Origin of the sequence: Aeromonas sp. ASNIH4 (assembly GCF_002934425.1) — a bacterium.
Lineage (GTDB): Bacteria > Pseudomonadota > Gammaproteobacteria > Enterobacterales > Aeromonadaceae > Aeromonas > Aeromonas hydrophila.
Genome location: NZ_CP026217.1, coordinates 737,493 through 760,996, shown reverse-complemented (window position 1 = coordinate 760,996; position 23,504 = coordinate 737,493). Strand labels below are relative to the sequence as shown.

Genomic DNA, 23,504 nt, shown 5'->3' with positions numbered 1-23,504 from the left:
TTTTTTATGGGATCGAACAGCGTTCAGCCCAGCAGGCCGGCGCCGTGCCAGTGGTGCAGTTCGGCCAGCACCCGAGTCTCCCGCACCGTCCACTGGGGACAGGGGCCCGCCAGCTGGGTCTTGTTGGTCTGCAGCGCCTCGGCCAGCTCGAACCAGCCGGGGGTGAAACCGAGCCTTATCTCGTAGGGCTGGGGCTGGGGTTCGCACCACGCTTCCCCCACCTGACAGAGGTAGTAGAAGGAGCGGATGCAGTAGGCGTCGTAGTCGGCCTCGCGAGCTGGCCGGTACTCCCGCGTCTCGCCGAGCAGGGCACCGACCGCCACCAGCTCGGCGCCGCACTCTTCGCGCAGCTCGCGCGCGAGGGCCGTGCGGTGGCACTCCCCTTGCTCGATGCCGCCACCGGGAAACATGAGATCGCCGTTGACCCGGGAGTGCACCAGCAGCAGCTGGTCGCCGCGCAGCACGACAGCCCTGACGGTGACCCGCTCCAGCTGGCGGCCATCGGTGTTGACCCGGCCGTGGGTGAGCCGGATGTCGAAGGGGTGTGGCCAGTCGCTGGCCAGAGGTTCAATGTGGTTCATCAGGGTTCAGGGACGATAGGTCCCGCTTTTCAGTTGTTCGACCAGGGCGGCGGCCTGGCTGTCCAGGCTCTCCTGCTCTTGCTTGCTCAGAGAGTGATAGAGGCTGAAACGGGTGGCCGACACCTCGGCGGCATTCTGGAAAGACTCGCTCACCTTGCCCCACAGATAGGCCTGCCCGTACTGCTTCTGGCCCATGTAGAGGGTGCTGAGGGAGGTGAGGATCCGGCCGTTGACCTGCTCCCCTTCCCGGTAGAGGGAGAGGGCGTGCTGCATCAGCGCGATGGCCTTGTGCGGCTCGCTCTTGGCATAGATGCCGCCGAGCGCCAGTTGCAGCTCGGGCTCCTCCAGCACGGGTTGCCCCTCCAGCGCCAGAAACTGCTGGCGAGCCAGCTCGTTGGTGTTGTTGGTCCAGTGCCAGAGCAGCAGGTAGGGATCTGTAGCGTTGCGGGTGGCGGCATCGAGCTGGGCCAGCTGTTCGCCGGCCGCCAGCATCCCCTCCACCCGCGGGCTCTTCTGCTCGCGGGCCCGCTTGTACTCGATGTTGGTGGAGCGTTCGGCGCATTTGAGATAACGCTCCAGGCTGCGCATCAACTCATACTGGCGCCGCTGTGTCCCCTCCGCCTGCAGGTAGTAGCGGGCCCGGATGATATCGCTGCGTTCGTAACGACACCAGCCGTCGTCCACCAGATCCTGACAGAGGGCCGGGTAATTGGCACAGATGTTGTGGATCCTGTCATCGTCACAGGCGGTGAGCAGCAGGCCGAAACAGAGGCCGAACAACAGGGGACGAGCTGGAAAAGGGGTCATGGTTCATATCTTGTTGGTAACAATCGCAGCCTGCCATGGCCACCCTTGGCTAGCAAACAGATTACATATCCATTACAATGCGCGCGCCGTATAAGGCCGCGACTGCAGAATAATATAACGAAATATACACCCCTACACTGATCTGCATTCGACGAATTTCTATTTGCCCCAACAACGTGAAATAAAGGATCTGGTTAATGACCCACGAGCACTATCTGCAGGCGTGGCAGGAGAGCCAGGAGCTCGCCGAAGCCATGCAACCCTTGATCGGTCGCCTCTACCGCCAGCAGGGGATCGAGATCACCCTCTACGGCCGCCCACTGCAAAACGCCTCCACCATCGATATCCTCAAGGCCCACCGGGTCGTTCGCCGCCACCAGGGAGCCCCCCTCCCGATCCAACAGAGCTTTCCCCTGCTGCAAGCCATCCTGGCCCTGAACCCGACCGCTGCCGAGATCGATCTGGGCAAGCTGGCCGTGGGTTACTGGCAGGATCACCAGGATGAAGCCGGCATCGACGACTACCTGCGTGCCAAGCTGGCACCGGCCCTGGGGCGCGGCGTGCCGGCCCCCACCGACGTGGTGCTGTACGGCTTTGGCCGCATCGGTCGCCTGCTGGCCCGGCTGCTGATCGAGCGCACCGGCGCCGCCAACTCGCTGCGGCTGCGCGCCATCGTGGTGCGCGGCGGTCGTGATGGGGATCTGGAGAAGCGTGCCAGCCTGCTGCGCCGCGACTCGGTGCACGGCCCCTTCAACGGCTCCATCGAGGTGGATGTGGAACGCAGTGCCATCATCGCCAATGGCACCTTCATCCAGGTGATCTATGCAAACAGCCCGGCCGACATCGACTACACCGCCTACGGCATTCACGATGCGCTGATCGTCGACAACACCGGGGTCTGGCGCGACGAGGCGGGGCTGTCTGAACACCTCAAGGCGCGCGGCGCCGCCCGGGTGCTGCTGACTGCCCCCGGCAAGGGGGAGATGAAGAACGTGGTGTTCGGGGTCAACCACGAGGTGATAGGGCCCGATGACAAGATCATCTCCGCCGCCTCCTGCACCACCAACGCCATCACTCCGGTGCTCAAGGTGATGCAGGACAAGTACGGCATCCGCCACGGCCACGTGGAGACGGTGCACTCCTACACCAACGACCAGAACCTGATCGACAACTATCACAAGGGCGAGCGACGCGGCCGCAGCGCAGCCCTCAACATGGTGATGACCAGCACCGGCGCCGCCAAGGCGGTGGCCAAGGCGCTGCCCGAGCTCAAGGGCAAGCTGACCGGCAACGCCATCCGGGTGCCCACCCCCAACGTGTCGCTGGCCATCATCAATCTGTCGCTGGAACAGACCACCGATCGGGAGAGCCTCAACGCCTATCTGCAGCAGATGGCGCTGAGCTCCGCCCTGCATCGCCAGATCGACTTTAGCGCCAGCACCGAGCTGGTCTCTTCCGACATGGTGGGCTCCCGTTTTGCGGGCATCGTCGACTCTCAGGCCACCATCGCCGAAGGGGATCACTGCGTGCTCTACGTATGGTATGACAACGAGTTCGGGTACAGTTGTCAGGTAGTGCGGGTGATGGAGCAGATGGCTGGCGCGGTTCGCCAGGATCTGCCGGCCTGATCCCGATTCGTCATGGCTCAATGTGCAAGGAGAAGGCCGGATGTCGTTTCAACAAGGTGAGTTTCTACAAGCAATCAGGCAGATGCCCGCAGAGGTGTACGAGCGCCTCAAGACGGCGGTCGAGCTCGGCAAGTGGCCCGATGGCAAGCCGCTCACCGACGAGCAGAAGGCCACTTCCCTGCAGGCCGTGATGGCCTGGCAGGCGATGCACCTCGACAACCCCGAGCACATGAATATCGGCCGTGACGGCGAGATCGTGATGAAGAGCAAGAGCGAGCTCAAGCGTCAGTATCGCGACGAGGAAGAGATAGTGCGGGTCGACCTCAACCACTGAGTCTGACCCGCCAGGCCGCCCGCGGTGGCCACAGCAGAGAGGGGAGCCATGATGGCTCCCCTCTTTTTTCCTATCTATGCAGGATGACTCATCCCCTCATCCCCGGCCCTTCTCCCGCCATGGGAGAAGGGAGCAGGCTCACACCTGCGAACAGTAAGCGGGCCACCTGCCGGCGATCTTCATGGCAAACCTCGCCACCTCGATCTATCCCCTCTCCCGCTGGGAGAGGGTTAGGGTGAGGGGGAAACCAGTCAGGGGGTCAGCTCCCCACGCAGCGACTGCTGCATTAGCTCGCGGATGCGCGGCGCCGGCAGATCCTGGCTCAGCAGGAAGTGCAGCTTGGTCAGCGCCGCCTCGGCGGTCATGTCAAAGCCCGAGATGACCCCGGCCCGGGACAGCGCATTGCCGGTGGCATAGCCCCCCATGTTGACCTTGCCGTGCAGGCATTGGCTCAGGTTGACGATGATGACGCCGCGGGCCGACGCTTCGGAGAGCAGCGCCAGCATGGCCGGATTCTGCGGCGCATTGCCCACCCCGAACGAGAGCAGGATCAGCGCCCGCACCGGCTGCTGCAGGATGTTGGCGATCACCTCGGCCGAGATGCCGGGGTAGAGGGTCACCACGCCGATGGGCTGGGGGGTGATGTCGTGCAGCACCAGCGGCCGCTCGGACGGTACGCCCAGCTCGCCCGCTTCCAGCGAGATGGCGATGCCGGCATTGAGCAGCGGCGGGTAGTTGGGTGAATCGAAGGCGTGGAAGCCATCGGCGTGTACCTTCTTGCTGCGGTTGCCGCGATAGAGCTGGTTGTTGAAGAACAGCGTCACCTCGTGGATCGGGTAGTTGGCCGCGATATAGAGGGCGTTGAGCAGGTTCTGCTGACCGTCGGAGCGCAGCTCGGCGAGCGGGATCTGGGAGCCGGTGATGATCACCGGCTTGTGCAGATCCTCGAGCATGAAGGAGAGCGCCGAGGCGGTGAACGACATGGTGTCGGTGCCGTGCAGAATGACGAAACCGTCGTACTTGTCGTAGTTGCCTTTAATATCCTCGGCGATGCGCTGCCAGTCCGCCGGCGTCATGTCGGAAGAGTCGATGAGGGGCGCATATTCGTGAATATGGTAATCCGGCATCTCGGGACGATGGAACTCGGGCATCCGCGCCAGACAGTCTTCCATGAAGCCCGCCATCGGCACATAGCCATGGTCGGAACGCTGCATCCCTATGGTGCCGCCTGTGTAGGCGATGTAGATGGACTTCTTCACACCCTCTCCTCTTTGATGGGCACAACACCCGCGAATCGTGACTCACCCGGGGCGAAACGGCGGCATCGACTGCCCGCCGTATTCGCCATGGGCCGAAAGCCCGCCCATGATAGCGCGCCGGGCCGCCGGCTCACATCCCACCAGTGCCGTCCGGCGGGCCAAAAAACGCCGAATTATAGGGACTGGCGCCCCAAATGACAGCCGGGAAATGGCCTGCGGCCGGTATTAAACGGCGACTAACCCAATAGTGTTAAATGTCACAAGATACATCAAGAATGACCATTTATCTGACAAATGTGGATATAAGTGGTGCTTTTTGCTACTATCCGCTCGATTTTTCATAAATCTCATCTGGAAGCCTGATCCGTTCAGGCCCGCACTGGTCCCATTTTTACGTGGGGCGGGGGCATGTCGCCCCTTCTTTGTTGGCACCTGAGCCACACTGTTTTTATCCCGGCTGAATCTGTGAGTCTGCATCAACGAAAGACACAGCCAATCAACATGGGAGTACTGAATGCTACAACTTGATTCCTACGCCACCCTGGTCGCAGCCACCCTGGTGTTGCTGCTCGGTCGTTTGCTGGTGACCCGAGTCGGGCTGCTACGAACCTTCAACATCCCCAAACCGGTTGCCGGCGGCCTGGTGGTCGCCCTGGTGCTGCTGCTGCTGCGCTCCACCCTGCAGATGGAGCTGCAGTTCGATACCAGCCTGCAAACCCCGCTGATGCTGGCGTTCTTCGCCTCCATCGGTCTCTCCGCCGATCTCGCCAGCCTCAAGCGCGGCGGCAAGGCGGTGCTCACCTTCCTGCTGGTGGTCACCGGCCTGCTGCTGGTGCAAAACAGCCTGGGCGTGGGTCTGGCGACCCTGCTCGGTCTGGATCCCCACATGGGGCTGCTGGCCGGCTCCATCACCCTCTCCGGCGGCCACGGCACCGGGGCGGCCTGGGGCGCCACCTTCACCGAGAAGTACGGGGTGCAATCCGCCGCCGAACTGGCCATCGCCTGTGCCACCTTCGGCCTGGTGCTAGGCGGCCTCATCGGCGGCCCGGTCGCCCGCTATCTGGTGAAGAAGGTGAAAGTACCCGGCGAGGAGCACAACCGGGATGACGCGCCGCAAGGCTTCGAGATGCCGGACATGGAGCGCCCGCTCACCACCTTCAGCCTGATCGAGACCCTGGCGCTGATCGCCATCAGCCTGAAGGGGGGCGAGATGCTCTCCGCCTACCTCAAGGGCGGCGCCTTCGAGCTGCCGGTGTTCGTCTGCGTGCTGTTCGTCGGCGTGCTGCTGCGCAACGTGCTGACCCTGCTGAACTGGCATGAAGTGAGCGACCGCGAAGTCTCCCTGCTCGGCAACGTCAGCCTGTCGCTGTTCCTGGCGATGGCGCTGATGAGCCTGCGACTGTGGGATCTGGCCAACCTGGCGCTGCCCATCTTCGTCCTGCTGGCGGCCCAGACCGTGGCCATGGCGCTCTACGCCATCTTCGTCACCTTCCGGGTGATGGGCAGCAACTACGACGCAGCCGTGCTGGCGGCAGGCCACTGCGGTTTTGGTCTGGGGGCCACCCCCACCGCCATTGCCAACATGCAGGCCATCACCCAGCGCTTCGGCCCCTCCCACCTGGCGTTTCTGGTGGTGCCCATGGTGGGCGCCTTCTTCATCGACATCATCAACGCCATGGTGATCAAGCTGTTCCTGGCACTGCCCTTCCTGTAATTCCTTTCCCGTCAGACGTCTATGAACAGAGCCCACCCCTTGGTGGGCTCTGCCTTTTCTGCTCGCGAGCGGCGCCCCCCACCCTTCATGGCTGCCCGCGGCGAGTCACATAAACAAAAAGCCCCGCACTCGGCAGAGGGCGGGGCTTTGTCACTGCGGCCGTGCTCGCCGCGTTCAAACACTTACAGGATAAAGGTCGAGACCTGCTGGTTCAGGTCGGTGGCCCGGCCCTTCAGGCTTTCGGCCTGATCCAGATCGCGCATGGCGGCGGCGGTGATCTCGTCGCTCACATCCTTGATGGCGGTGGTGTTCTGGGTGATCTCGCCGGTCACCTGGGTCTGCTCCTCGGCGGCCGTGGCGATCTGACCCGCCATGTCGGAGATGAGCGACACCGCCTGGGTGATCTCTTCGAGCGCGGCGGCAGCGGCATCGGCGTCTTTCACGCTGTTGTCCGCCAGCCCCTGGCTGGTCTGCATCAGGCTCACCGCACGGGCCGTGGTCTGCTGCAGGGTCTCGATGGTGGACTGGATCTCCTGGGTGGAGTCCTGGGTACGGCGCGACAGCACCCGCACCTCGTCCGCCACCACCGCGAAACCGCGACCCTGTTCACCGGCGCGGGCCGCTTCGATGGCCGCGTTCAGCGCCAGCAGGTTGGTCTGCTCGGCGATGCCCTGAATGGTGGAGAGGATGCCGGAGATGGCCTGGGCATGGCGGCTCAGCTCGCCGATCACCTCGGTCGCCTGCCCCACTTCCTCGGCCAGACCGTTGATGGACTGACGGGTCTGGTTCACCAGCATTTTGCCCTGCTCACTGCTCTGGGCGGATTGCTGGGCCGCAGCGGCGGTGTTCTCGGCGTTGCCGGCGATCTCCATGGTGGCGCTCGCCATCTCGGTGACGGCAGTGGCGACCATGGTCACTTCCTGCTGCTGGCGCTGCAGCTCGTCCACGGCGGCCTGGTTGGTCACCAGACTACGCTCGGCATCGGCGTTCAGCTCGTTGGCCAGCTTGCGGATATTGCCGATCAGCTGGTGCTGGCTGCCGACGAAGCGGTTGAAGCTGTTGGCCAGCTGACCCACTTCGTCGTTGGTGTCGATCTTGATGCGCTGGGTCAGATCGCCGTTACCGTCGGCGATGCGCGCCAGGGCCTGGGAGACCTTGCTGAGCGGGCCGAGCAGCATGCTGACCAGCCAGGAGATGGCGAGGATGCTGCCCACCAGCACCAGCAGGGCCAGGCCGAGCTGGGTCATCAGCAGGGAAGAGAGCGGCGCCTCCAGGGTCTCCTTGTCCAGTACCAGCACCAGCTCCCAGTCGGTATCGGGGATATCCACCGCCCACAGCAGCTTGTCGCGCCCTTCGTTGTCGAAGTAGGCCGGCACCAGGCTGTTGCTGGTCTTGCTCTGCTCGATCAGGGCATTGGTCAGATCGTTGTCGATCTCGGTGGCCGGTTTCATCGCCTTGGCGGCGTCCTTGTAGGCGATGACGGTACCGTCCTTGTGCATCATGATGGCGAAACCATCGGCCGGCAGCTTCATCTTGGTGACGTCTTCCACCAGCGAGGCAATGGAGAGGTCGCCACCGACCACGCCGCCCTGAGCCGGCTGGGCCAGGGTCACCACCATGATGTTGTAAGCCACATCCAGATAGGGTTTGGTCACGATCAGGCCGCCCTTGCTCATGGCTTCCTGATACCAGCCACGGGAGCGGGGATCGTAACCGTCACGGTTGATGGAGGGGTCGGAGTCGTTCATCTTGCCGCCGCTCTCGCCAAAATAGGTGAGCTGGAAGCGACCGGAGACTTGCGCCTGTTGCAGGGCGTTGAGGGGTTCGGCACCGGCCTTGTTGCCGAGCGCCTGAATGACGTCGCGACGGGCCGCGAGCCAGTCACTGACACTGGCCGCCTGCTGGCTGCCGAGGCGTTGTACCTGTTCCTGACTGCCTTGCAGCAACAGGGACTTCTGGCTGGTATAGCTCTGCCAGGAGAGCAGCAGGATCACCAGCGACAGGGCGATCACCACCGACAACAGTATCTTCTGCTTGAGTGATAGGTTTTTCATCATGCGTTCTTCTTATGAGGTCAGGAACAGGATTTCCCAAAAAGTGCACAGCACTGCGTAGTTATTAACGACCCGTCGGCGCAAAACTAAACCGGAAAATGGGCCGGCGGGCGATATTTTCCACCGAGTTGGGGAAAACTGCACCAGAAATTGACTACGAGGCACGCACAAGGACAGCCGACCCTGTTTATTCCTTCCACAATTGGCTAGAATATCCCGTTTTTAAATCACATCGACCCCGAGAGTTTTCACGATGTTTGAAGTCAATCCTGTATTAAACAAGCTTAAGGAGCTGTCTGAGAGGACCGAGCTGCTTAGGGGGTACCTTTGACTATGACGCCAAGAAAGAGCGTCTAGAAGAGGTCAACGCCGAGCTGGAACAGCCGGACGTCTGGAATGAACCCGAGCGCGCACAGGCGCTGGGCAAGGAGCGCGTGGCGCTGGAAAACGTGGTCGGCACCATCGACACCCTGACTCAGGGCGCTGACGACGTGGCCATGCTGGTCGAGCTGGCCGTGGAAGGTGAAGACGAAGACACCTTCAACGAAGCCGTGGCCGAAGCCGACGTGCTGGAAACCAAGCTGGTGGATCTCGAGTTCCGCCGCATGTTCTCCGGTCAGCACGACCCCTCCGACTGCTACATCGACATCCAGTCCGGCTCCGGTGGTACCGAAGCGCAGGATTGGGCCAACATGGTCCTGCGCATGTACCTGCGCTGGGGCGATGCCCACGGCTACAAGCCCGAGCTGATTGAATGCTCCGAAGGCGACGTGGCCGGCATCAAGTCCGCCACCATCAAGTTCACCGGTGAGTATGCGTTCGGCTGGCTGCGTACCGAGACCGGCGTCCACCGCCTGGTGCGCAAATCCCCGTTCGATTCCGGTGGCCGTCGCCACACCTCGTTCTGCTCGGTGTTCGTCTACCCCGAGATCGACGATGACATCGACATCGAGATCAACCCGGCCGACCTGCGTATCGACGTCTACCGTGCCTCCGGCGCCGGTGGTCAGCACGTCAACCGGACCGAATCCGCGGTACGTATTACCCACATTCCTACTGGGGTCGTGGTACAGTGCCAGAACGATCGTTCCCAGCACAAAAACAAAGATCAGTGTATGAAGCAGCTGAAGGCCAAGCTCTACGAGCTGGAAATTCAGAAGCAGAATGCCGAGAAGCAAGCCCTCGAAGAGACCAAGTCCGATATCGGCTGGGGCAGCCAGATCCGTTCCTATGTGCTGGATGATGCGCGCATCAAGGATCTACGTACCGGCGTCGAAACCCGCAACACCCAAGCGGTACTCGACGGCGACTTGGACAAGTTTATCGAAGCTAGCCTGAAATCAGGCCTGTAAAAAAACAGAACAGCAGGAATCACCATGTCTGAACAAACCACTACTCCGGAAGTCGACCAAACTCTCGATCTGAACAACGAGATGCAGGAGCGTCGTTCCAAGCTGGCCGCCTTGCGCGCCCAGGGCAACCCCTTCCCCAACGACTTCCGTCGTGACAGCCTCTCCGGCGATCTGCACGCCGAGTTTGGTGACAAGAGCGCCGACGAACTGGCCGCACTGGGTAAACGGGTGAAGATTGCCGGTCGCATCATGACCCGCCGGATCATGGGCAAGGCATCTTTCGCCACCCTGCAGGACATGGCTGGCAAGATCCAGGTCTACGTCACCCGTGACGACCTGCCGGAAGGCTTCTACAACGAGCAGTTCAAGAAGTGGGATCTGGGCGACATCGTGGGTGTCGAAGGTACCCTGTTCCGCACCAACACAGGCGAACTCTCCGTTCATGTCTCCGACATTCGCCTGCTGACCAAGGCCCTGCGCCCGCTGCCCGAGAAGCACAAAGGTCTGACCGACCAGGAAGCCCGCTGCCGTCAGCGTTACCTGGATCTGATCGCCAACGAAGAGTCCCGCAAGACCTTCGTGACCCGTACCAAGGTCGTGGCCGGTATCCGCAAGTTCCTGAACGACAAGCGCTTCATGGAAGTGGAAACCCCCATGATGCAGGTCATCCCGGGTGGCGCCTCTGCCCGTCCGTTCATCACCCACCACAATGCGCTGGACATCGACATGTACCTGCGTATCGCTCCGGAACTCTATCTGAAGCGTCTGGTGGTCGGTGGTTTCGAGCGTGTCTACGAGATCAACCGCAACTTCCGTAACGAAGGTATCTCCGTTCGCCATAACCCCGAGTTCACCATGCTCGAGTTCTATATGGCCTACGCCGACTACATCGATCTGATGGATCTCACCGAAGAGATGCTGCGCACCCTGGCGCAGGACATCCTGGGCGACACCAAGATCCGTTACGCCAAAGAGGGCGAAGAGGGCCTGACCATCGATTTCGGTCAGCCGTTCCAGCGCCTCTCCATGGTTGACTCCATCCTGAAGTACAACCCGGATGTGACCCGTGACGATCTGGCGACCCTGGAGAAGGCCACCGCCGTCGCCAAGCGCCTGCACATCGAGCTGATGAAGAGCTGGGAACTGGGCCACGTGATCACCGCGATCTTCGAAGAGACCGTGGAGCACATGCTGCTGCAACCGACCTTCATCACCGAGTACCCGGCCGCCGTTTCTCCGCTGGCCCGTCGCAACGACCAGAACCCGGACGTCACCGACCGCTTCGAATTCTTCATCGGCGGCCGCGAGCTGGCCAACGGCTTCTCCGAGCTGAACGATGCGGAAGATCAGGCCGAGCGCTTCCAGGCTCAGGTTGACCAGAAAGCCGCAGGCGATGACGAAGCCATGTTCTACGACGCCGACTTCGTGACCGCGCTGGAACACGGTCTGCCGCCGACTGCCGGTCAGGGTATCGGTATCGACCGTCTGGTGATGCTGTTCACCAACAGCCACACCATCCGCGACGTCATCCTGTTCCCGGCCTTGCGTCCACAAAAGTAAGAGCCGAAGAAACAGGGCCGCAGCAGCGCAGCTGCCGTCCATGACAATCAAAACGCCCCGCCACTGCGGGGCGTTTTTTATGGCAGGCACAAACCGGTGGCGAACCTTCAATACGCCGCCAGCTTGCCGCTTATCAGGCCGCTGGCAGCAGCCACACCCCCTGCCACAAGGTGACGGCCTGACCGGCCATCAGCACCCGATTATCCTGCAGTTCTAGCCGCAGCTCCCCTCTCCGGGCCGAGATCTGGCGAGCCCGCAGCCGCCGTTTGCCCAGCCGTTCGGCCCAGAAGGGCACCAGGGCGCAGTGGTTGGAGCCGGTCACCGGATCCTCATCCACCCCGACCCAGGGGGCGAAGTAGCGGGAGACGAAGTCATGGTCCGGATCGCGCGAGGGCGCCGTCACCATCAGGCCTCGGCCTGGCAGGGCGCGCAGGGCGTGAAAATCTGGGGTGAGCGCACGAACCTCCTCCTCGCTGGTCAGCGCCAGCAAGAACTTGGCGCCAGCCGCCAGGGTTTGCAGCGGCTGGCAACCGACCGCAGCCGCATAGGCCGGATCCAGAACGAGCGGCGCCGTGGCAATGCGCGGGAAAACGAGCCAGATCCACTCCCCTTCACATTGGGCCAGCAGCTCACCGCTGCGGGTCTCGAAGTGGATGACCTCATCCCCTGCCACCGCCCCCGTCTGCCACAGCACGTGGGCCGCTGCCAGAGTGCCGTGGCCACAGAGATCCACTTCCAGCTCGGGAGTGAACCAGCGCAGCTGATAGCGGGCATGGCCAAGGGGCACCATAAAGGCGGTCTCCGACTGGTTGAACTCGGCCGCCATGGCCAGCAGGGTGGCATCCGGCTGACTCGGCCCCAACGCCACCACCGCCGGGTTGCCGCCAAAGGGCTGCCGGCTGAAGGCATTGACATGAAACAAGCTGATGGTCGACATTCACGCTTCCTGTGTGGGTAATACGGGTTCATTCATCGCCTTTTATACCATGAGAGCCCTGTCGACCTGAGTCGCGTTGCGCCCCTCTCCATCACCGTTTTAATGCAGTAATAGAATAAAAAAGACATTTTTATTCTTTGTTGTTATCCATCACACCCCTTAACCTGACCAAAAATCAGACCATGGAAGACGTGTGTGATGCAATTGAAGGACTCCCTGACCAACCTGACTCCCCTCTCCGACGAGCAGCAGCGACAGCTGAGCCAGGCGCTATCGACCCTCAACACCCAGCAACTGGCCTGGGTCAGCGGTTATCTCTACGGTCTCTCCCTGGCGGGCAGCCAGCCGGCCGTGACCGGCGCAGCCGCCACTGCCCCCAGCGGCAATCTGACCATTCTCTACGGCTCCCAGACCGGCAACGCCAAGGGCGTGGCCAGCGCCATCAAGGCGCAGGCCGAGGCGCGCGGCCTGCCGGTGACCCTCACCTCCATGGCGGACTACAAACCCAAGCAGCTCAAGAAAGAGACCCACCTGCTGGTGGTAGTGAGCACTTACGGGGAGGGTGAACCGCCGGAGAGCGCAGTCGATCTGTTCGAGCAGCTCAAGAAGGGCAAGGTTGGCAAGCTGGAAGGGCTCAAGTTCGCCGTGCTGGGGCTGGGTGACAGCTCCTATGAATTCTTCTGCCAGACCGGCAAGGACTTTGACAGCCTGCTGACCAAGGCTGGCGCCGATCGGGTGCATGAGCTCGCCAGCCTGGACGTGGATTATCAGGATGCCGCCAAGGCGTGGGGCGAGCAGGCGCTCAATGCCATCGCCGCCACCCTCTCCGCCGGTCCCGCCAACAGCAGCGTGGCCAGCGCGGTACAGCAGGCTGTCGGCCACAGCCAGTACAGCAAGGAGAACCCCTTCCCGGCCAGGCTCTCGGTCAATCAGAAGATCACCGGCCGCGACTCGACCAAGGATATCCGCCACATCGAGATCAGCCTTGAAGAGTCAGGCATCCGCTACCAGCCGGGCGATGCCCTCGGCATCTGGTTTGACAACGACCCCGCACTGGTGAACGAGGTGCTGGCGCTGGCCGGTCTCTCCGGCGACGAGGCCACCGCCCGCGGCAGTCTGCGCGAAGTGCTCAGCCGCGAGCTGGAGCTGACCCGCTTGCACGGCGGCTTCATTACCGGTCTTGCCGAGATCTCTGGCAATGCGGCACTGAAAGATCTGGCTGGCGACAAGGCCCAGGTCAACGCCCTGGTGGCCCCTGCCCAGGTGGTGGATGTGCTGAAACGCTTCCCGACCGCGCTCACTGCCGAACAGCTGCTGGGCCTGCTGCGCCCGCTCACCCCTCGCCTCTACTCCATCGCCTCCAGCCAGAGCGAGGTGGAAGAAGAGGTGCACCTGACCGTCGGCGTGGTGCGCTACCCGCAGGAAGATGGCACTGTGCGCAGTGGCGCCGCCTCCTCCTATCTGGCGGATCGGCTGGCCGAAGATGCCGAGGTGCGGGTATTCGTCGAGCACAACGACAACTTCCGCCTGCCGCCAAACCCCGACACCCCCGTCATCATGGTGGGCCCGGGTACCGGCATTGCACCGTTTCGCGCCTTCCTGCAGGAGCGCGAGGCCCAGGGGGCCGAGGGCAACAACTGGCTGTTCTTCGGCAACCCGCATTTCACCCAGGATTTCCTCTATCAGGTGGAGTGGCAGCGTTATGTGAAGAGCGGGCTGCTCAGCAAGATCTCGCTGGCCTTCAGCCGGGATCAGGCCGAGAAGGTCTATGTACAGCACCGCCTGCGGGAAGCGGGCCAGGAGCTCTACCAGTGGCTGGAAGCAGGCGCTCACTTCTATGTGTGCGGCGATGCCAACCAGATGGCGAAAGATGTGCAGGAAGCCCTGCTGGATGTGATTGCGGAACATGGCCACAAGAGCCGTGAGGAAGCAGAAGAGTATTTGAGCGAATTGCGTCGTGCCAAACGTTATCAAAGGGATGTCTATTGATGAGCAAACAAGTGATTCCGGGACCGGTGGAAGGACCGCTGGCCGACAACGAACGTCTGAAACGCGAGAGCGATCATCTGCGCGGCACCATAGCGCAGGATCTCACAGACCCGCTCACCGGCGGCTTCAACGGCGACAACTTCCAGCTGATCCGCTTTCACGGCATGTACCAGCAGGATGACCGCGACATTCGCCCGGAGCGCACCGCCCAGAAACTGGAGCCGCTGCACAACGTCATGCTGCGCGCCCGCCTGCCCGGCGGCATCATCACCCCGGCCCAGTGGCAGGTGATCGACAAGTTCGCCGAGGATCACAGCCTGTACGGCAGCATCCGCCTGACCACCCGCCAGACCTTCCAGTTCCACGGGGTGCTCAAGCGTGACATCAAGATGATGCACCAGACCCTCAACAGCACCGGCATCGACAGCATAGCCACCGCCGGCGACGTGAACCGCAACGTGCTCTGCACCAGCAACCCGGTGGAGTCCGAGCTGCATCAGGAGGCCTACGAGTGGGCCAAGAAGATCTCCGAACACCTGCTGCCCAAGACCCGCGCCTACGTGGAGATCTGGCTGGACGGCGAGAAGCTGGGGGGTGACGAGGAGCCGATCCTGGGTTCCAACTACCTGCCGCGCAAGTTCAAGACCACTGTGGTGATCCCGCCCCACAACGACGTGGACATCCACGCCAACGATCTCAACTTCGTGGCCATCAGTGATCACGGCAAGCTGGTGGGCTTCAACGTGCTGGTGGGCGGGGGTCTGGCCATGACCCACGGCGACACCAGCACCTACCCGCGCAAGGCGAGCGATTTCGGCTTCGTGCCGCTCTCCCACGTGCTGGAAGTGGCGGCCGCCGTGGTCAGCACCCAGCGCGACTGGGGCAACCGGGTCAACCGCAAAAACGCCAAGACCAAGTACACCCTCGAGCGCGTCGGCGTCGAGGCCTTCAAGGCCGAGGTGGAGAGCCGCGCCGGCATCCAGTTCGGGCCGGTACGCCCCTATGAGTTCACCAGCCGTGGCGATCGCTTCGGTTGGGTTGAGGGGATCGACGGCAAGCACCACCTGACCCTGTTTATCGAGAACGGCCGCCTGCTGGACTTCCCGGGCAAGCCCCTCAAGACCGGCATGCTGGAGATCGCCAAGGTACATCAGGGGGATTTTCGCCTCACCGCCAACCAGAACCTGATCATCGCCGGCGTGCCTGCCGGCGAGAAGGCCCGCATCGAAGCGCTGGCACGCCAGTATGGCCTGCTGGATGACGGCGTGAGCGAGCAGCGCAAGCAGTCCATGGCCTGCGTGGCCCTGCCCACCTGCCCGCTGGCGATGGCCGAGGCGGAACGCATGCTGCCGGCCTTCGTCACCGACATCGAGGGGCTGCTGGCCAAGCACGGCCTGGCCGATGACGCCATCATCTTCCGGGTCACCGGCTGCCCCAACGGCTGCGGCCGCGCCATGCTGGCGGAGGTGGGTCTGGTGGGCAAGGCGCCGGGGCGCTACAACCTGCACCTGGGTGGCAACCTAGAGGGAACCCGCATCCCGCGCCTGCACCTGGAGAACATCACGGAGCCGCAGATCCTGGCCGAGCTGGATGCCCTGATCGGTCGCTGGGCCAAGGATCGCAACGCGGGCGAGTGCTTCGGCGACTTCGTCATCCGCGCCGGCATCATAGCCCCGGTCATCGACTCCGCGAGGGACTTCTATGCAGCCTGATCAGACCGATACAGAGCGGCTGGCGCGCACCGCCGACGGCCGGCTCGACCTCGACGCCCTGCTGGCCTTGAGTCGCGAGGAGCAGGTCGAAGCGCTGGCCCCTATCAATCGGGCTCTCGATGCCATCAGCGCCCCCGAGCGGGTGCGCTGGGCCCTGGCCAACCTGCCGGGAGAGCACGTGCTGTCATCGAGCTTCGGCATCCAGGCGGCGCTGATGCTGCACCTGGTGAACCGCGAGCGGGCCGACGTGCCGGTGGTGCTGACCGATACCGGTTATCTCTTCCCCGAGACCTACCGCTTCATCGACGAGCTGACCGAGCGGCTCGCGCTCAACCTCAAAATCTACCGGGCCGAGCTCAGTCCGGCCTGGCAGGAGGCCCGCTTCGGCCTCCTGTGGGAGCAGGGAGTTGAGGGGATCACCCACTACAACCAGCTCAACAAGGTAGAGCCGATGGACCGCGCCCTGAACGAGCTCGGTGCCCGCACCTGGTTCTCGGGCCTGCGCCGGGAGCAGTCAGGCAGCCGGGGCAAGCTGCCGGTGCTGGCCATCCAGCGCGGCCGCTTCAAGTTCCTGCCGGTGATCGACTGGAGCAACAAGGACGTCTTCTACTACTTCAAGGAGTTCGACCTGCCCTACCACCCGCTGTGGGAGCAGGGCTACCTGTCGGTGGGCGACGTGCACACCACCACCAAGTGGGAGCCCGGCATGAGCGAGGAGCAGACCCGCTTCTTCGGCCTCAAGCGCGAATGCGGCTTGCACGAGGAGAACGGCGAGAACGACGGCTCCGGCATCTGAGCCAGAGGGCCCGCCCGCACGGCTCCCATAAAAAACGCCCGGCAACTGCCGGGCGTTTTTCTTTGCGCAAAGAGCGAGCTACCGCCCCTCATTACTTGGCGGCGGCGCGCGCCTGGGTCAGCCAGTCATTCACCAGCGCCTCGTGGCCCTTGAGCCAGGCGTCGGCGTGACGTTCCACGTCCGCCGGCTTGTTCTGCCCCTTGTTCATCAGGCCGTTCTGGACGTTGATGTCATTGAGCGGCAGCTTGACGATGGAGAACAGCCTGGCGGCTGCCGGGTTGGCCTCGGCGAACTGCTTGTTGGCGACGATGTGCATGGTGTTGACCGGGAAGCCGTAGTTCTTGCCGTTCGGCAGCCGGGTCTTGGCCGCATCAGGGCCGTCGGCGGGCACCTCCAGCCACACCACATCCTTGCCCGGCACCAGCTCGCTGCTGAGCCAGTAGGGGGTCCAGGTGTAGTAGAGCACCGGCTTGCCGGCCTGGTAACGGGCACGGGTATCTGCGATCAGCGCCGCGTAGTTGCCCTGCTTGTGGGTGACGGTCGGGGTCAGACCAAAGCCAGCCAGATGACGGTTGATCGCCTCTTCGCAGCCCCAACCCGGGTTGCAGCCCACCAGGTCGGCCTTGCCGTCGCCATCGCCGTCAAACAGCGCCGCCAGCTTGGGATCCTTGAGCTGACCCAGGTTGGTGATGCCGTAGCGGGTCGCGGTCTGCTTGTCGATGAGATAGCCCTGCGCGGCCCCGGCCACATAGGTGCCCTCACGGAAGAACACCTTGTCCCCCCCCGCCTGCTCATATTTGTTGTTTTGCAGCGGTATCCAGTTGAAGGCGAGGAAGGTGCCATCCCCCTGTGCCACCGAGGCGTAGGCCACGTTGTAGTCCACCTCCTGGGCTGGCTGGACGTCATAGCCGAGGCGCACCATCAGCTTGCTGACCAGCAGGGTCTGGAAGCTCTCCTCCGGCAACGAGCTCTGCAAGGGCTGGACGCGCACGCCCTCCCCCGGCAGCTCGGTGCTGGCCATGGCGAGCGGGCCGAGCAGTTGGGAGCTCAACAGCAGGGACCCCAGGGTCAGCGTCTTGGTGATGAGTCTCATGCATTTACTCCTTTGTAATCGATAGACTTGTCGCGGCCCAGCAGGCGCAGCAGCAGGGCGGCGGGGCCGCGTTGATACCAGCGGCCGGTACGGCTGCGATCCGGCTGTCCCATCGCCTGGGTCAGGCGGTCGAGCACGATGGCCAGCAGCACGATGCCGAGGCCGCCGATGGAGGCGAGCCCCATGTCGAGCCGGCCAATGCCGCGCAGCACCATCTGGCCGAGGCCCCCCACCGCGATCATGGAGGCGATCACCACCATGGAGAGTGCCAGCATCAGGGTCTGGTTGACCCCGGCCATGATGGTGGGCATGGCGAGCGGCAGCTGTACCTTGAACAGCAACTGGGAGGGGCTGGCGCCGAACGAGTGGGCCGCTTCCACCAGATCCGCAGGCACCTGGCGAATGCCCAGCATGGTCAGCCGGATCATCGGCGGCAGCGCGAAGATGACGGTCACTACCACCCCGGGCACGTTGCCGATGCCGAACAGCATGACGATGGGAATGAGGTAGACGAAGGCCGGCGTGGTCTGCATCGCATCCAGCAGCGGCCGGGTCCAGCGCGACAGTCGCTCGCTCCTCGCCAGCAGGATGCCGACCGGCAGCCCGATCAGCACGCAGAAGAACAGCGACGTCAGCACCAGCGACAGGGTCACCATGGCATCTGACCAGGCGCCGATCAGCCCCACCACCACTAGCGAGAACAGGGTTCCCAGCGCCATGCGGCCGTTCACCAGTTGCCAGGCGATCAGGGTCAGCAGGCCGATCATCAGGGTGGAGGGCACCGTCTGCAGCAGATGGGTCATGCCGCCCAGCGCCAGCTCCACCGGCGCGCGGATCAGCTGAAACACGGGACGCAGGTTGTCCACCAGCCAGCCGATACCGCCCTCGACCCAGCTATCCAGCGGCATCAGCGCCTGCTGGAAGGGATCCAGCCAGTCGACGGCGGCAGTGGTGTCGACCGCCTCGATCTGGTTCTGCCAGTCGGTAGCCTCAGCGTCGGTACTGCCCCAGGGATCGGCAACCTCGGTGGCGGCCGCACTGGCCCCCCAGGGGTCGACAGCAGCCTCATCGGCACGCAGGGAGGGACTCGCCAGCAGCACCAGGGCCAGCAGCCCGCTCAGTAAAAAATGGGGATTCATCCGCTTCATGCCGGGGTACTCCTGTCCAGGGTGTTCAGCAGGTTGGCCTTGGAGATGAGGCCCAGGTAAGTGCCATCCTCCTCGACCACGGGCACCTGACAGGGGGCGGCCGCCACCTGGCTGATCAGTTCGTTGAGGGCGGTGTCCGCCAGAATGGGCTGGATGTCCGCCAGCAGCGCCTGCTCCAGTCTGCCTTTGGCCCTGACCGCCTGACCGAGCGACTCCACCGAGACGACCCCGATGAAGCGACGCCGGCGATCCACCACGTAACCGAACTCCCGCTCCTGCTCCTTGAGCTGGCGCAGGGCGTTGCCCGGCCCGTCGGTGGTGTGCTTCTTGATGAGCGGCATCTGCTTGCGGCTGGCCACATCGCGCGCGCTGAACACGTTGGCCAGATCCACCCCGCGAAAGAAGGCGCGCACATAGTCGTTGGCGGGCTGGTTGAGGATCTCGTCCGGGGTACCGACCTGCACCAGCTGGCCGTCCTGCATGATGGCAATGCGATCGCCGATGCGCATCGCCTCGTCCAGATCGTGAGAGATGAAGACGATGGTGCGCTGCTGGCTGGCCTGCAGCTTGAGCAGCTCATCCTGCATCTCGGTGCGGATCAGCGGATCCAGCGCGGAGAAAGCCTCGTCCATCAGCAGGATGTCGGGGTCGTTGGCAAGCGCCCGGGCCAGGCCGACCCGCTGCTTCATGCCGCCGGAGAGGGAATCGGGGAAGGCATCAGTCCACTGACCCAGCCCCACCTGATGGAGCGCCTGGCGGGCGCTCTGCTGGCGCTCCGCCAGCGGCACACCGGCCAGCTCCAGCCCGAAGGCGGTGTTTTCCAGCACGCTCAGGTGCGGCATCAGGGCGAAGGACTGGAATACCATGCTGATCTTCTTGCGCCGCACCTGACGCAGCTCGCTGTCGGAGATGGCGGCGATGTCCTCGCCATCGATCAGCACCTGGCCGCGGGTCGGCTCGATCAGCCGGTTGAAGAGACGCACCAGGGTGGATTTGCCCGAGCCGGAGAGGCCCATCACCACGAAGATCTCCCCTTCGTCGATGACCAGATTGACATCCTGGACCCCCAGGGTCTGCCCGGTTTTTTGCAGGATGCTGGCGCGGTCATGCCCTTTGGCCAGCAATTTGAACGCTTTTTCCGGCTGATCGCCGAAGATTTTGTAGAGTGATTTAACCTCGAGTTTGACTGTCATATTGTCCTTTTTTCTTGGCCGACGACTTGCCAGGCAAATCGTCGAACGTGAGCCAATTACTTTTAACACTAAGTAATTAACAGCCAAAACAAAAGAACCAAAAGAGTCCAAACAAAAAGATTAAATCATAATTTATTGATTTTTAAGGGTTATTTAACATCATAAAAATTCATCAAAAGATGGTACAAGCCCCTGTACCGGGCCATAAAATGCAAACAAATTCAATCGCAATGCCGGGTTGATTGAGGAAGAAGGCCGGGAAAAGGTCAAGATAATGCGCCAGACAAGGAAGGCACCTCGCGTATCTGCCAAGGGTAAGAAAATGATTAGATAGCTAATTATTTTCAAGTCCACTTTAGGGAGAAAAACAGAGAGGGCGCAGGTCAATCGATGCCCTGACCAACGCTGTCATTCATCCCTCGCGCTGCAGCTACGGACAACAAAAAGGCCCCTTGTGCAGCACAAGGGGCCTTTTATCTGCCAGAGCGGTAACGTCGTCCGTCAGCGCCGCTGCCAGGTCTCGAAACAGTAGGAGTGGGGATTCTTCTCGTCGGGCTGATGTGACTCACGCTCGATGCACGACCAGTCACCCTCGTCGAAGGCCGGGAAGCGGGTATCCCCCTCCACCGCCAGATCGATGCGGGTCAGATAGAGTCTGTCGGCCCGTGGCAGTAGCTGGCCGTAGAGATGACCGCCGCCGATCACCATCAGCTCGGCCACGTCGCTGCCGACCAGCAGCGCCAGCGCCGCGTCCACCGAGTCGATGACCTCCACGCCGTCGGCCCTGTAGTCGGGATTGCGGCTGATCACCAGATTGCGACGGCCGGGCAGCGGCCGTCCGATGGATTCAAAGGTCTTGCGCCCCATCAGCACCGGCTTGCCCAGGGTCACCCGCTTGAAGTGGGCCAGATCCGCCGGTAAGTGCCAGGGCATCTGGTTGTCCAGCCCTATCACCCGATCGTGGGCCATGGCGGCAATCATGGAAATCATCATGGGGTCAACCTCTCGAACCGTCGGTCAGATAATGGGGCGGTTACGGTACACGACCAGAGAGGGGATCGCCAAACCGAAACTCAGGGCCCCCACGATAAACAACGCCTTGAGCCCGTTTTCCACCGCGCTCTGGATAAGCTCCATGGTCACTCCGGAGATATTGAGCTCCACCACCGCAATCATCGCCTTGAACGCATAGCTACCCGGGATCATCGGGATGATGGAGGCAACGCTGAACACCGGGCGCGGCGCCAGCAGCCGGCGCGACCAGTAGACGCAGACAAAGCCGACCGTGGTCGCCGCCGCCAGGGTGGCCCACTCGATGGGCATGCCCTGATGGATCAGCAGGGTGCGCAGGCTGTGAGCCAGCGCGCCGCCCATGGCACAGTACTTCAACATCCGTGGCGGCACGTTGAACAGCATGGCAAACCCCACTGCCGGAATGGCCGACCAGAAGGCATCCTTGGCCAGCAGCCAGATGAAATCCATCATACCTTCCACCCCCAGATGCCGGTCACCGACATGGCGAGGATGATACCGATATGGATCCGCACGCTGATGGATAGCCGGTTTGCCCCGATCAACAGAATCGATACCACGTCAAAGCTCTTCATACCTTCCACCCCCAGATGCCGGTCACCGACATGGCGAGAATAATCCCTATCGCCGCGCTGATGGTCAGCAGGGTCGCCGTGCCCCAGCGTGCCAGCCCCATGTTGAAGTAACCCTTCACCATGTCGGAGACCGCATTGATGAGCGGAAAGCCCGGCACCAGCAGCAGTACGCTGGCCGCCATGGCGAGATAGGGCTGCGCCCCCCAGTTGAAGAAGGTGGCGCTGGAGGCGAGCAGGGTGGCGATGAAACCGGTGGCGGCAAAGTTGATGAGGGGGCTGTGGTGATGGCGGGCAATCAGCTGGCGTACCCGCATGGCGACCGAGGCCGAGAAGCAGGTCACCAGGAAGATGGGCCAGTCACCGCCGAACAGCAGGCTGAAGGCGCCGCAGGAGAGCCCCACCATGGGCACCACCAGCCAGGGGTGATAGTGAAACGGCACTATGGCATCGAGCCGCTGACGCACTTCCCGTGCGCCGATCAGCTCCTTCTCCGCCATGATGCAGATGCGCTGGATCTCGCACACCACCTGCATGTTGATGCCGTGCTCGCGCACCCGCCGGGTGGTGGTGACGCAACTGCCCTGATAGAGGCTGGTGAGCACGATGGCGCTGGAGGAGATAGCCATCTCGACGCTCTCCAGCCCGAGCGCCATGCCGAGCCGGACCGTGGTCTGCTCGATGATGCGACTCTCGGCGCCGAACTGGGCCAGCATCTGGCCCACCTTGACGATAATGCGGGTGATTTCCGTCTGCTGCTCCCGCGACAGCACCCGTCTTGGTGTGATACTTCTCATAATCCCTTCGAGTCGTAGCAAATTAAAAAAGTCTCGCCATATTAGCCTAACAATCGGCGCCATACATCTACACATATCACGCCAATAACCAAACTCAAATAAAATAAAAGGCGACACAAAAATACATCAAATGGATTACAAATCACGCCAAACTGTTCAACGTTGGTCAGCCGGCCTCACCCGGCAACCGCGCAGAATAACGGGGATATATTTCAATAATTACTCGGGAATAATATTATTTTTTCTTGCGGTAATAATTGCTGAAATAGAGGACATTGTTCTCCTTATATTCCGGCAATGGTTCAGCATAATCAGGATCATTGAGATGAACCATTTCACAACGCATGGAATAAAAGGAGTCGTGCATCATGGCGGCAATCCGGATGCAGCTGTCCAGGTTGTTTTTGGCCAGCTGGCGCTGACAGTCGATGCGAAATTGCAGACCGCGCAGACGCATTTGCTGCTGCGGGCTGACCCGGTCGATCAGCCCTTCAATCTGCTGCTGCAGCAACTCGTCGAGCCGCTCGGGCTCCGCCACCGCCAACCGTTTCAAGGTATCAAAATCAGGCAACTCCATATGCCCTCCCGCGGCCAGCCGCTGCATGGTGATACTCAAACAACAACAATCGGTTCATATTTTCACCAATCGCATATGGAGTTATATAAGCCGAACCCCGCCGCGGTTCAATCCGCCGGGCCAGCTTTCCCCTCCTCTTGCGCCAAAAGATGACGGCGCGGTGGGAACCCAGACGGGTTATTCGTTATGGATCAACCGATTATTCCTGAATATCGATGGCGGGTTCGTTTATACATTTTTGGCACGGCAATATGCCGATGTTATGTCTTATTGAAAGGAGGCTGCCAATATGGTTTGCCATTTGACGCTCGTCTTCACGCCACCATCCGGCTGGTTTAACATATCTTGCTGATTATGTTATTTTATTTG

At 62.2% G+C, this 23,504-nt stretch carries 21 protein-coding genes; 8 read left to right on the top strand and 13 right to left on the bottom strand.

All coding sequences use genetic code 11. The features are described from left to right. Nucleotides 1-23: 23 nt before the first annotated feature. Both C2U40_RS03595 and C2U40_RS03590 read right to left on the bottom strand, forming a co-directional pair. The gene (locus tag C2U40_RS03595) at nt 24-581 is read right to left on the bottom strand and encodes an NUDIX domain-containing protein (protein ID WP_103828093.1); all 558 of its coding nucleotides are present in this window, start codon (nt 579-581) and stop codon (nt 24-26) included. Nucleotides 582-587: 6 nt separating this feature from the next. Then, nucleotides 588-1,388, bottom strand: a complete 801-nt coding sequence (locus C2U40_RS03590; RefSeq protein WP_103828092.1) for a DUF2989 domain-containing protein — start codon at nt 1,386-1,388, stop codon at nt 588-590. 197 nt (nt 1,389-1,585) lie between these two features. Between C2U40_RS03590 and C2U40_RS03585 the strand changes: the two genes are divergently transcribed. Together C2U40_RS03585 and C2U40_RS03580 are read left to right on the top strand one after the other, a co-directional pair. Continuing rightward, nucleotides 1,586-3,016, top strand: a complete 1,431-nt coding sequence (locus C2U40_RS03585; RefSeq protein WP_017409322.1) for a glyceraldehyde-3-phosphate dehydrogenase — start codon at nt 1,586-1,588, stop codon at nt 3,014-3,016. 40 nt (nt 3,017-3,056) lie between these two features. Then, nucleotides 3,057-3,350, top strand: coding sequence for a YeaC family protein (locus C2U40_RS03580; protein ID WP_011707127.1), 294 nt, complete (start codon nt 3,057-3,059; stop codon nt 3,348-3,350). 251 nt (nt 3,351-3,601) lie between these two features. On the opposite strand, the gene ansA is transcribed toward C2U40_RS03580, so the two are convergent. Continuing rightward, nucleotides 3,602-4,609 carry an asparaginase gene (gene ansA, locus C2U40_RS03575; RefSeq protein WP_011707130.1) on the bottom strand — a complete coding sequence of 336 codons (1,008 nt, stop codon included), beginning with the start codon at nt 4,607-4,609 and terminating at the stop codon, nt 3,602-3,604. Between the two features lie 514 nt (nt 4,610-5,123). On the opposite strand from ansA, the gene gltS reads away from it, so the two are divergent. Continuing rightward, nucleotides 5,124-6,323 (top strand): sodium/glutamate symporter, encoded by a 1,200-nt coding sequence (gltS, locus tag C2U40_RS03570; protein WP_016351764.1) that lies wholly within the window; start codon nt 5,124-5,126, stop codon nt 6,321-6,323. Between the two features lie 182 nt (nt 6,324-6,505). Here gltS and C2U40_RS03565 read toward each other — a convergent pair whose 3' ends face one another. After that, nucleotides 6,506-8,377, bottom strand: a complete 1,872-nt coding sequence (locus tag C2U40_RS03565; RefSeq protein ID WP_011707132.1) for a methyl-accepting chemotaxis protein — start codon at nt 8,375-8,377, stop codon at nt 6,506-6,508. Between the two features lie 253 nt (nt 8,378-8,630). On the opposite strand from C2U40_RS03565, the gene prfB reads away from it, so the two are divergent. Then, nucleotides 8,631-9,729, top strand: a protein-coding gene (gene prfB / locus C2U40_RS03560) for a peptide chain release factor 2 (RefSeq protein WP_011707133.1) whose coding sequence is annotated in 2 segments (ribosomal slippage) — nt 8,631-8,705 and nt 8,707-9,729 — 1,098 coding nt in all. Because the reading frame shifts where the segments join, the coding sequence is not laid out codon by codon here. A 24-nt stretch (nt 9,730-9,753) separates the two neighbouring features. Then, entirely contained in the window at nt 9,754-11,289 is a 1,536-nt protein-coding gene (gene lysS, locus C2U40_RS03555; protein ID WP_011707134.1) for a lysine--tRNA ligase, read from the top strand. A gap of 133 nt (nt 11,290-11,422) precedes the next feature. Here the strand turns inward: lysS and C2U40_RS03550 are convergent, their stop codons facing one another. Continuing rightward, entirely contained in the window at nt 11,423-12,226 is an 804-nt protein-coding gene (locus C2U40_RS03550; protein WP_103828091.1) for a PhzF family phenazine biosynthesis protein, read from the bottom strand. Nucleotides 12,227-12,424: 198 nt separating this feature from the next. Here C2U40_RS03550 and C2U40_RS03545 point away from each other — a divergent pair, with 198 nt between their 5' ends. Genes C2U40_RS03545 through C2U40_RS03535 form a run of 3 tightly spaced genes read left to right on the top strand, consistent with a single transcriptional unit; the run spans nt 12,425 to nt 16,723 of the window. Further along, entirely contained in the window at nt 12,425-14,215 is a 1,791-nt protein-coding gene (locus tag C2U40_RS03545) for an assimilatory sulfite reductase (NADPH) flavoprotein subunit (protein ID WP_181014832.1), read from the top strand. Continuing rightward, nucleotides 14,215-15,927, top strand: a complete 1,713-nt coding sequence (gene cysI, locus C2U40_RS03540; RefSeq protein ID WP_043162018.1) for an assimilatory sulfite reductase (NADPH) hemoprotein subunit — start codon at nt 14,215-14,217, stop codon at nt 15,925-15,927. The genes C2U40_RS03545 and cysI overlap by 1 nt, the downstream gene beginning before the upstream one ends. Continuing rightward, entirely contained in the window at nt 15,917-16,723 is an 807-nt protein-coding gene (locus C2U40_RS03535) for a phosphoadenylyl-sulfate reductase (RefSeq protein ID WP_103828089.1), read from the top strand. Before cysI ends, C2U40_RS03535 begins: the two co-directional genes overlap by 11 nt. A gap of 91 nt (nt 16,724-16,814) precedes the next feature. Here the strand turns inward: C2U40_RS03535 and proX are convergent, their stop codons facing one another. From proX to C2U40_RS03500, 8 genes are all read right to left on the bottom strand, one after another. After that, nucleotides 16,815-17,816: a glycine betaine/L-proline ABC transporter substrate-binding protein ProX gene (gene proX, locus C2U40_RS03530; protein WP_103828088.1), complete on the bottom strand. Its 1,002-nt coding sequence runs from the start codon at nt 17,814-17,816 to the stop codon at nt 16,815-16,817. After that, nucleotides 17,813-18,964 (bottom strand): glycine betaine/L-proline ABC transporter permease ProW, encoded by a 1,152-nt coding sequence (proW, locus tag C2U40_RS03525; protein ID WP_103828087.1) that lies wholly within the window; start codon nt 18,962-18,964, stop codon nt 17,813-17,815. Before proW ends, proX begins: the two co-directional genes overlap by 4 nt. Next, entirely contained in the window at nt 18,961-20,157 is a 1,197-nt protein-coding gene (gene proV / locus C2U40_RS03520; RefSeq protein WP_103828086.1) for a glycine betaine/L-proline ABC transporter ATP-binding protein ProV, read from the bottom strand. The genes proW and proV overlap by 4 nt, the downstream gene beginning before the upstream one ends. Before the next feature lie 501 nt (nt 20,158-20,658). Beyond that, nucleotides 20,659-21,150, bottom strand: a complete 492-nt coding sequence (folA, locus tag C2U40_RS03515) for a type 3 dihydrofolate reductase (protein ID WP_103828085.1) — start codon at nt 21,148-21,150, stop codon at nt 20,659-20,661. A gap of 24 nt (nt 21,151-21,174) precedes the next feature. Continuing rightward, nucleotides 21,175-21,642, bottom strand: coding sequence for a threonine/serine exporter family protein (locus C2U40_RS03510; RefSeq protein ID WP_011707143.1), 468 nt, complete (start codon nt 21,640-21,642; stop codon nt 21,175-21,177). Continuing rightward, on the bottom strand, nt 21,639-21,764 hold the full coding sequence (locus C2U40_RS26820; protein ID WP_258040490.1) for a hypothetical protein: 126 nt from the start codon (nt 21,762-21,764) through the stop codon (nt 21,639-21,641). The genes C2U40_RS03510 and C2U40_RS26820 overlap by 4 nt, the downstream gene beginning before the upstream one ends. Further along, nucleotides 21,761-22,558: a threonine/serine exporter family protein gene (locus C2U40_RS03505; RefSeq protein WP_011707144.1), complete on the bottom strand. Its 798-nt coding sequence runs from the start codon at nt 22,556-22,558 to the stop codon at nt 21,761-21,763. Before C2U40_RS03505 ends, C2U40_RS26820 begins: the two co-directional genes overlap by 4 nt. A 235-nt stretch (nt 22,559-22,793) precedes the next feature. Continuing rightward, on the bottom strand, nt 22,794-23,135 hold the full coding sequence (locus C2U40_RS03500; RefSeq protein WP_011707145.1) for a DUF3135 domain-containing protein: 342 nt from the start codon (nt 23,133-23,135) through the stop codon (nt 22,794-22,796). Between the last annotated feature and the right edge of the window lie 369 nt (nt 23,136-23,504).

Coding starts and splice junctions, on each gene's coding strand:
- C2U40_RS03510 (WP_011707143.1), bottom strand. CDS start 21,642: ATGATGGATTTCATCTGGCTGCTGGCCAAGGATGCCTTCTGGTCGGCC.
- folA (WP_103828085.1), bottom strand. CDS start 21,150: ATGATGATTTCCATGATTGCCGCCATGGCCCACGATCGGGTGATAGGG.
- cysI (WP_043162018.1), top strand. CDS start 14,215: ATGAGCAAACAAGTGATTCCGGGACCGGTGGAAGGACCGCTGGCCGAC.
- C2U40_RS03500 (WP_011707145.1), bottom strand. CDS start 23,135: ATGGAGTTGCCTGATTTTGATACCTTGAAACGGTTGGCGGTGGCGGAG.
- C2U40_RS03590 (WP_103828092.1), bottom strand. CDS start 1,388: ATGACCCCTTTTCCAGCTCGTCCCCTGTTGTTCGGCCTCTGTTTCGGC.
- C2U40_RS03535 (WP_103828089.1), top strand. CDS start 15,917: ATGCAGCCTGATCAGACCGATACAGAGCGGCTGGCGCGCACCGCCGAC.
- C2U40_RS03550 (WP_103828091.1), bottom strand. CDS start 12,226: ATGTCGACCATCAGCTTGTTTCATGTCAATGCCTTCAGCCGGCAGCCC.
- C2U40_RS03545 (WP_181014832.1), top strand. CDS start 12,425: ATGCAATTGAAGGACTCCCTGACCAACCTGACTCCCCTCTCCGACGAG.
- C2U40_RS03580 (WP_011707127.1), top strand. CDS start 3,057: ATGTCGTTTCAACAAGGTGAGTTTCTACAAGCAATCAGGCAGATGCCC.
- C2U40_RS03565 (WP_011707132.1), bottom strand. CDS start 8,377: ATGAAAAACCTATCACTCAAGCAGAAGATACTGTTGTCGGTGGTGATC.
- C2U40_RS03595 (WP_103828093.1), bottom strand. CDS start 581: ATGAACCACATTGAACCTCTGGCCAGCGACTGGCCACACCCCTTCGAC.
- proV (WP_103828086.1), bottom strand. CDS start 20,157: ATGACAGTCAAACTCGAGGTTAAATCACTCTACAAAATCTTCGGCGAT.
- gltS (WP_016351764.1), top strand. CDS start 5,124: ATGCTACAACTTGATTCCTACGCCACCCTGGTCGCAGCCACCCTGGTG.
- proW (WP_103828087.1), bottom strand. CDS start 18,964: ATGAAGCGGATGAATCCCCATTTTTTACTGAGCGGGCTGCTGGCCCTG.
- C2U40_RS26820 (WP_258040490.1), bottom strand. CDS start 21,764: ATGAAGAGCTTTGACGTGGTATCGATTCTGTTGATCGGGGCAAACCGG.
- C2U40_RS03585 (WP_017409322.1), top strand. CDS start 1,586: ATGACCCACGAGCACTATCTGCAGGCGTGGCAGGAGAGCCAGGAGCTC.
- lysS (WP_011707134.1), top strand. CDS start 9,754: ATGTCTGAACAAACCACTACTCCGGAAGTCGACCAAACTCTCGATCTG.
- C2U40_RS03505 (WP_011707144.1), bottom strand. CDS start 22,558: ATGAGAAGTATCACACCAAGACGGGTGCTGTCGCGGGAGCAGCAGACG.
- proX (WP_103828088.1), bottom strand. CDS start 17,816: ATGAGACTCATCACCAAGACGCTGACCCTGGGGTCCCTGCTGTTGAGC.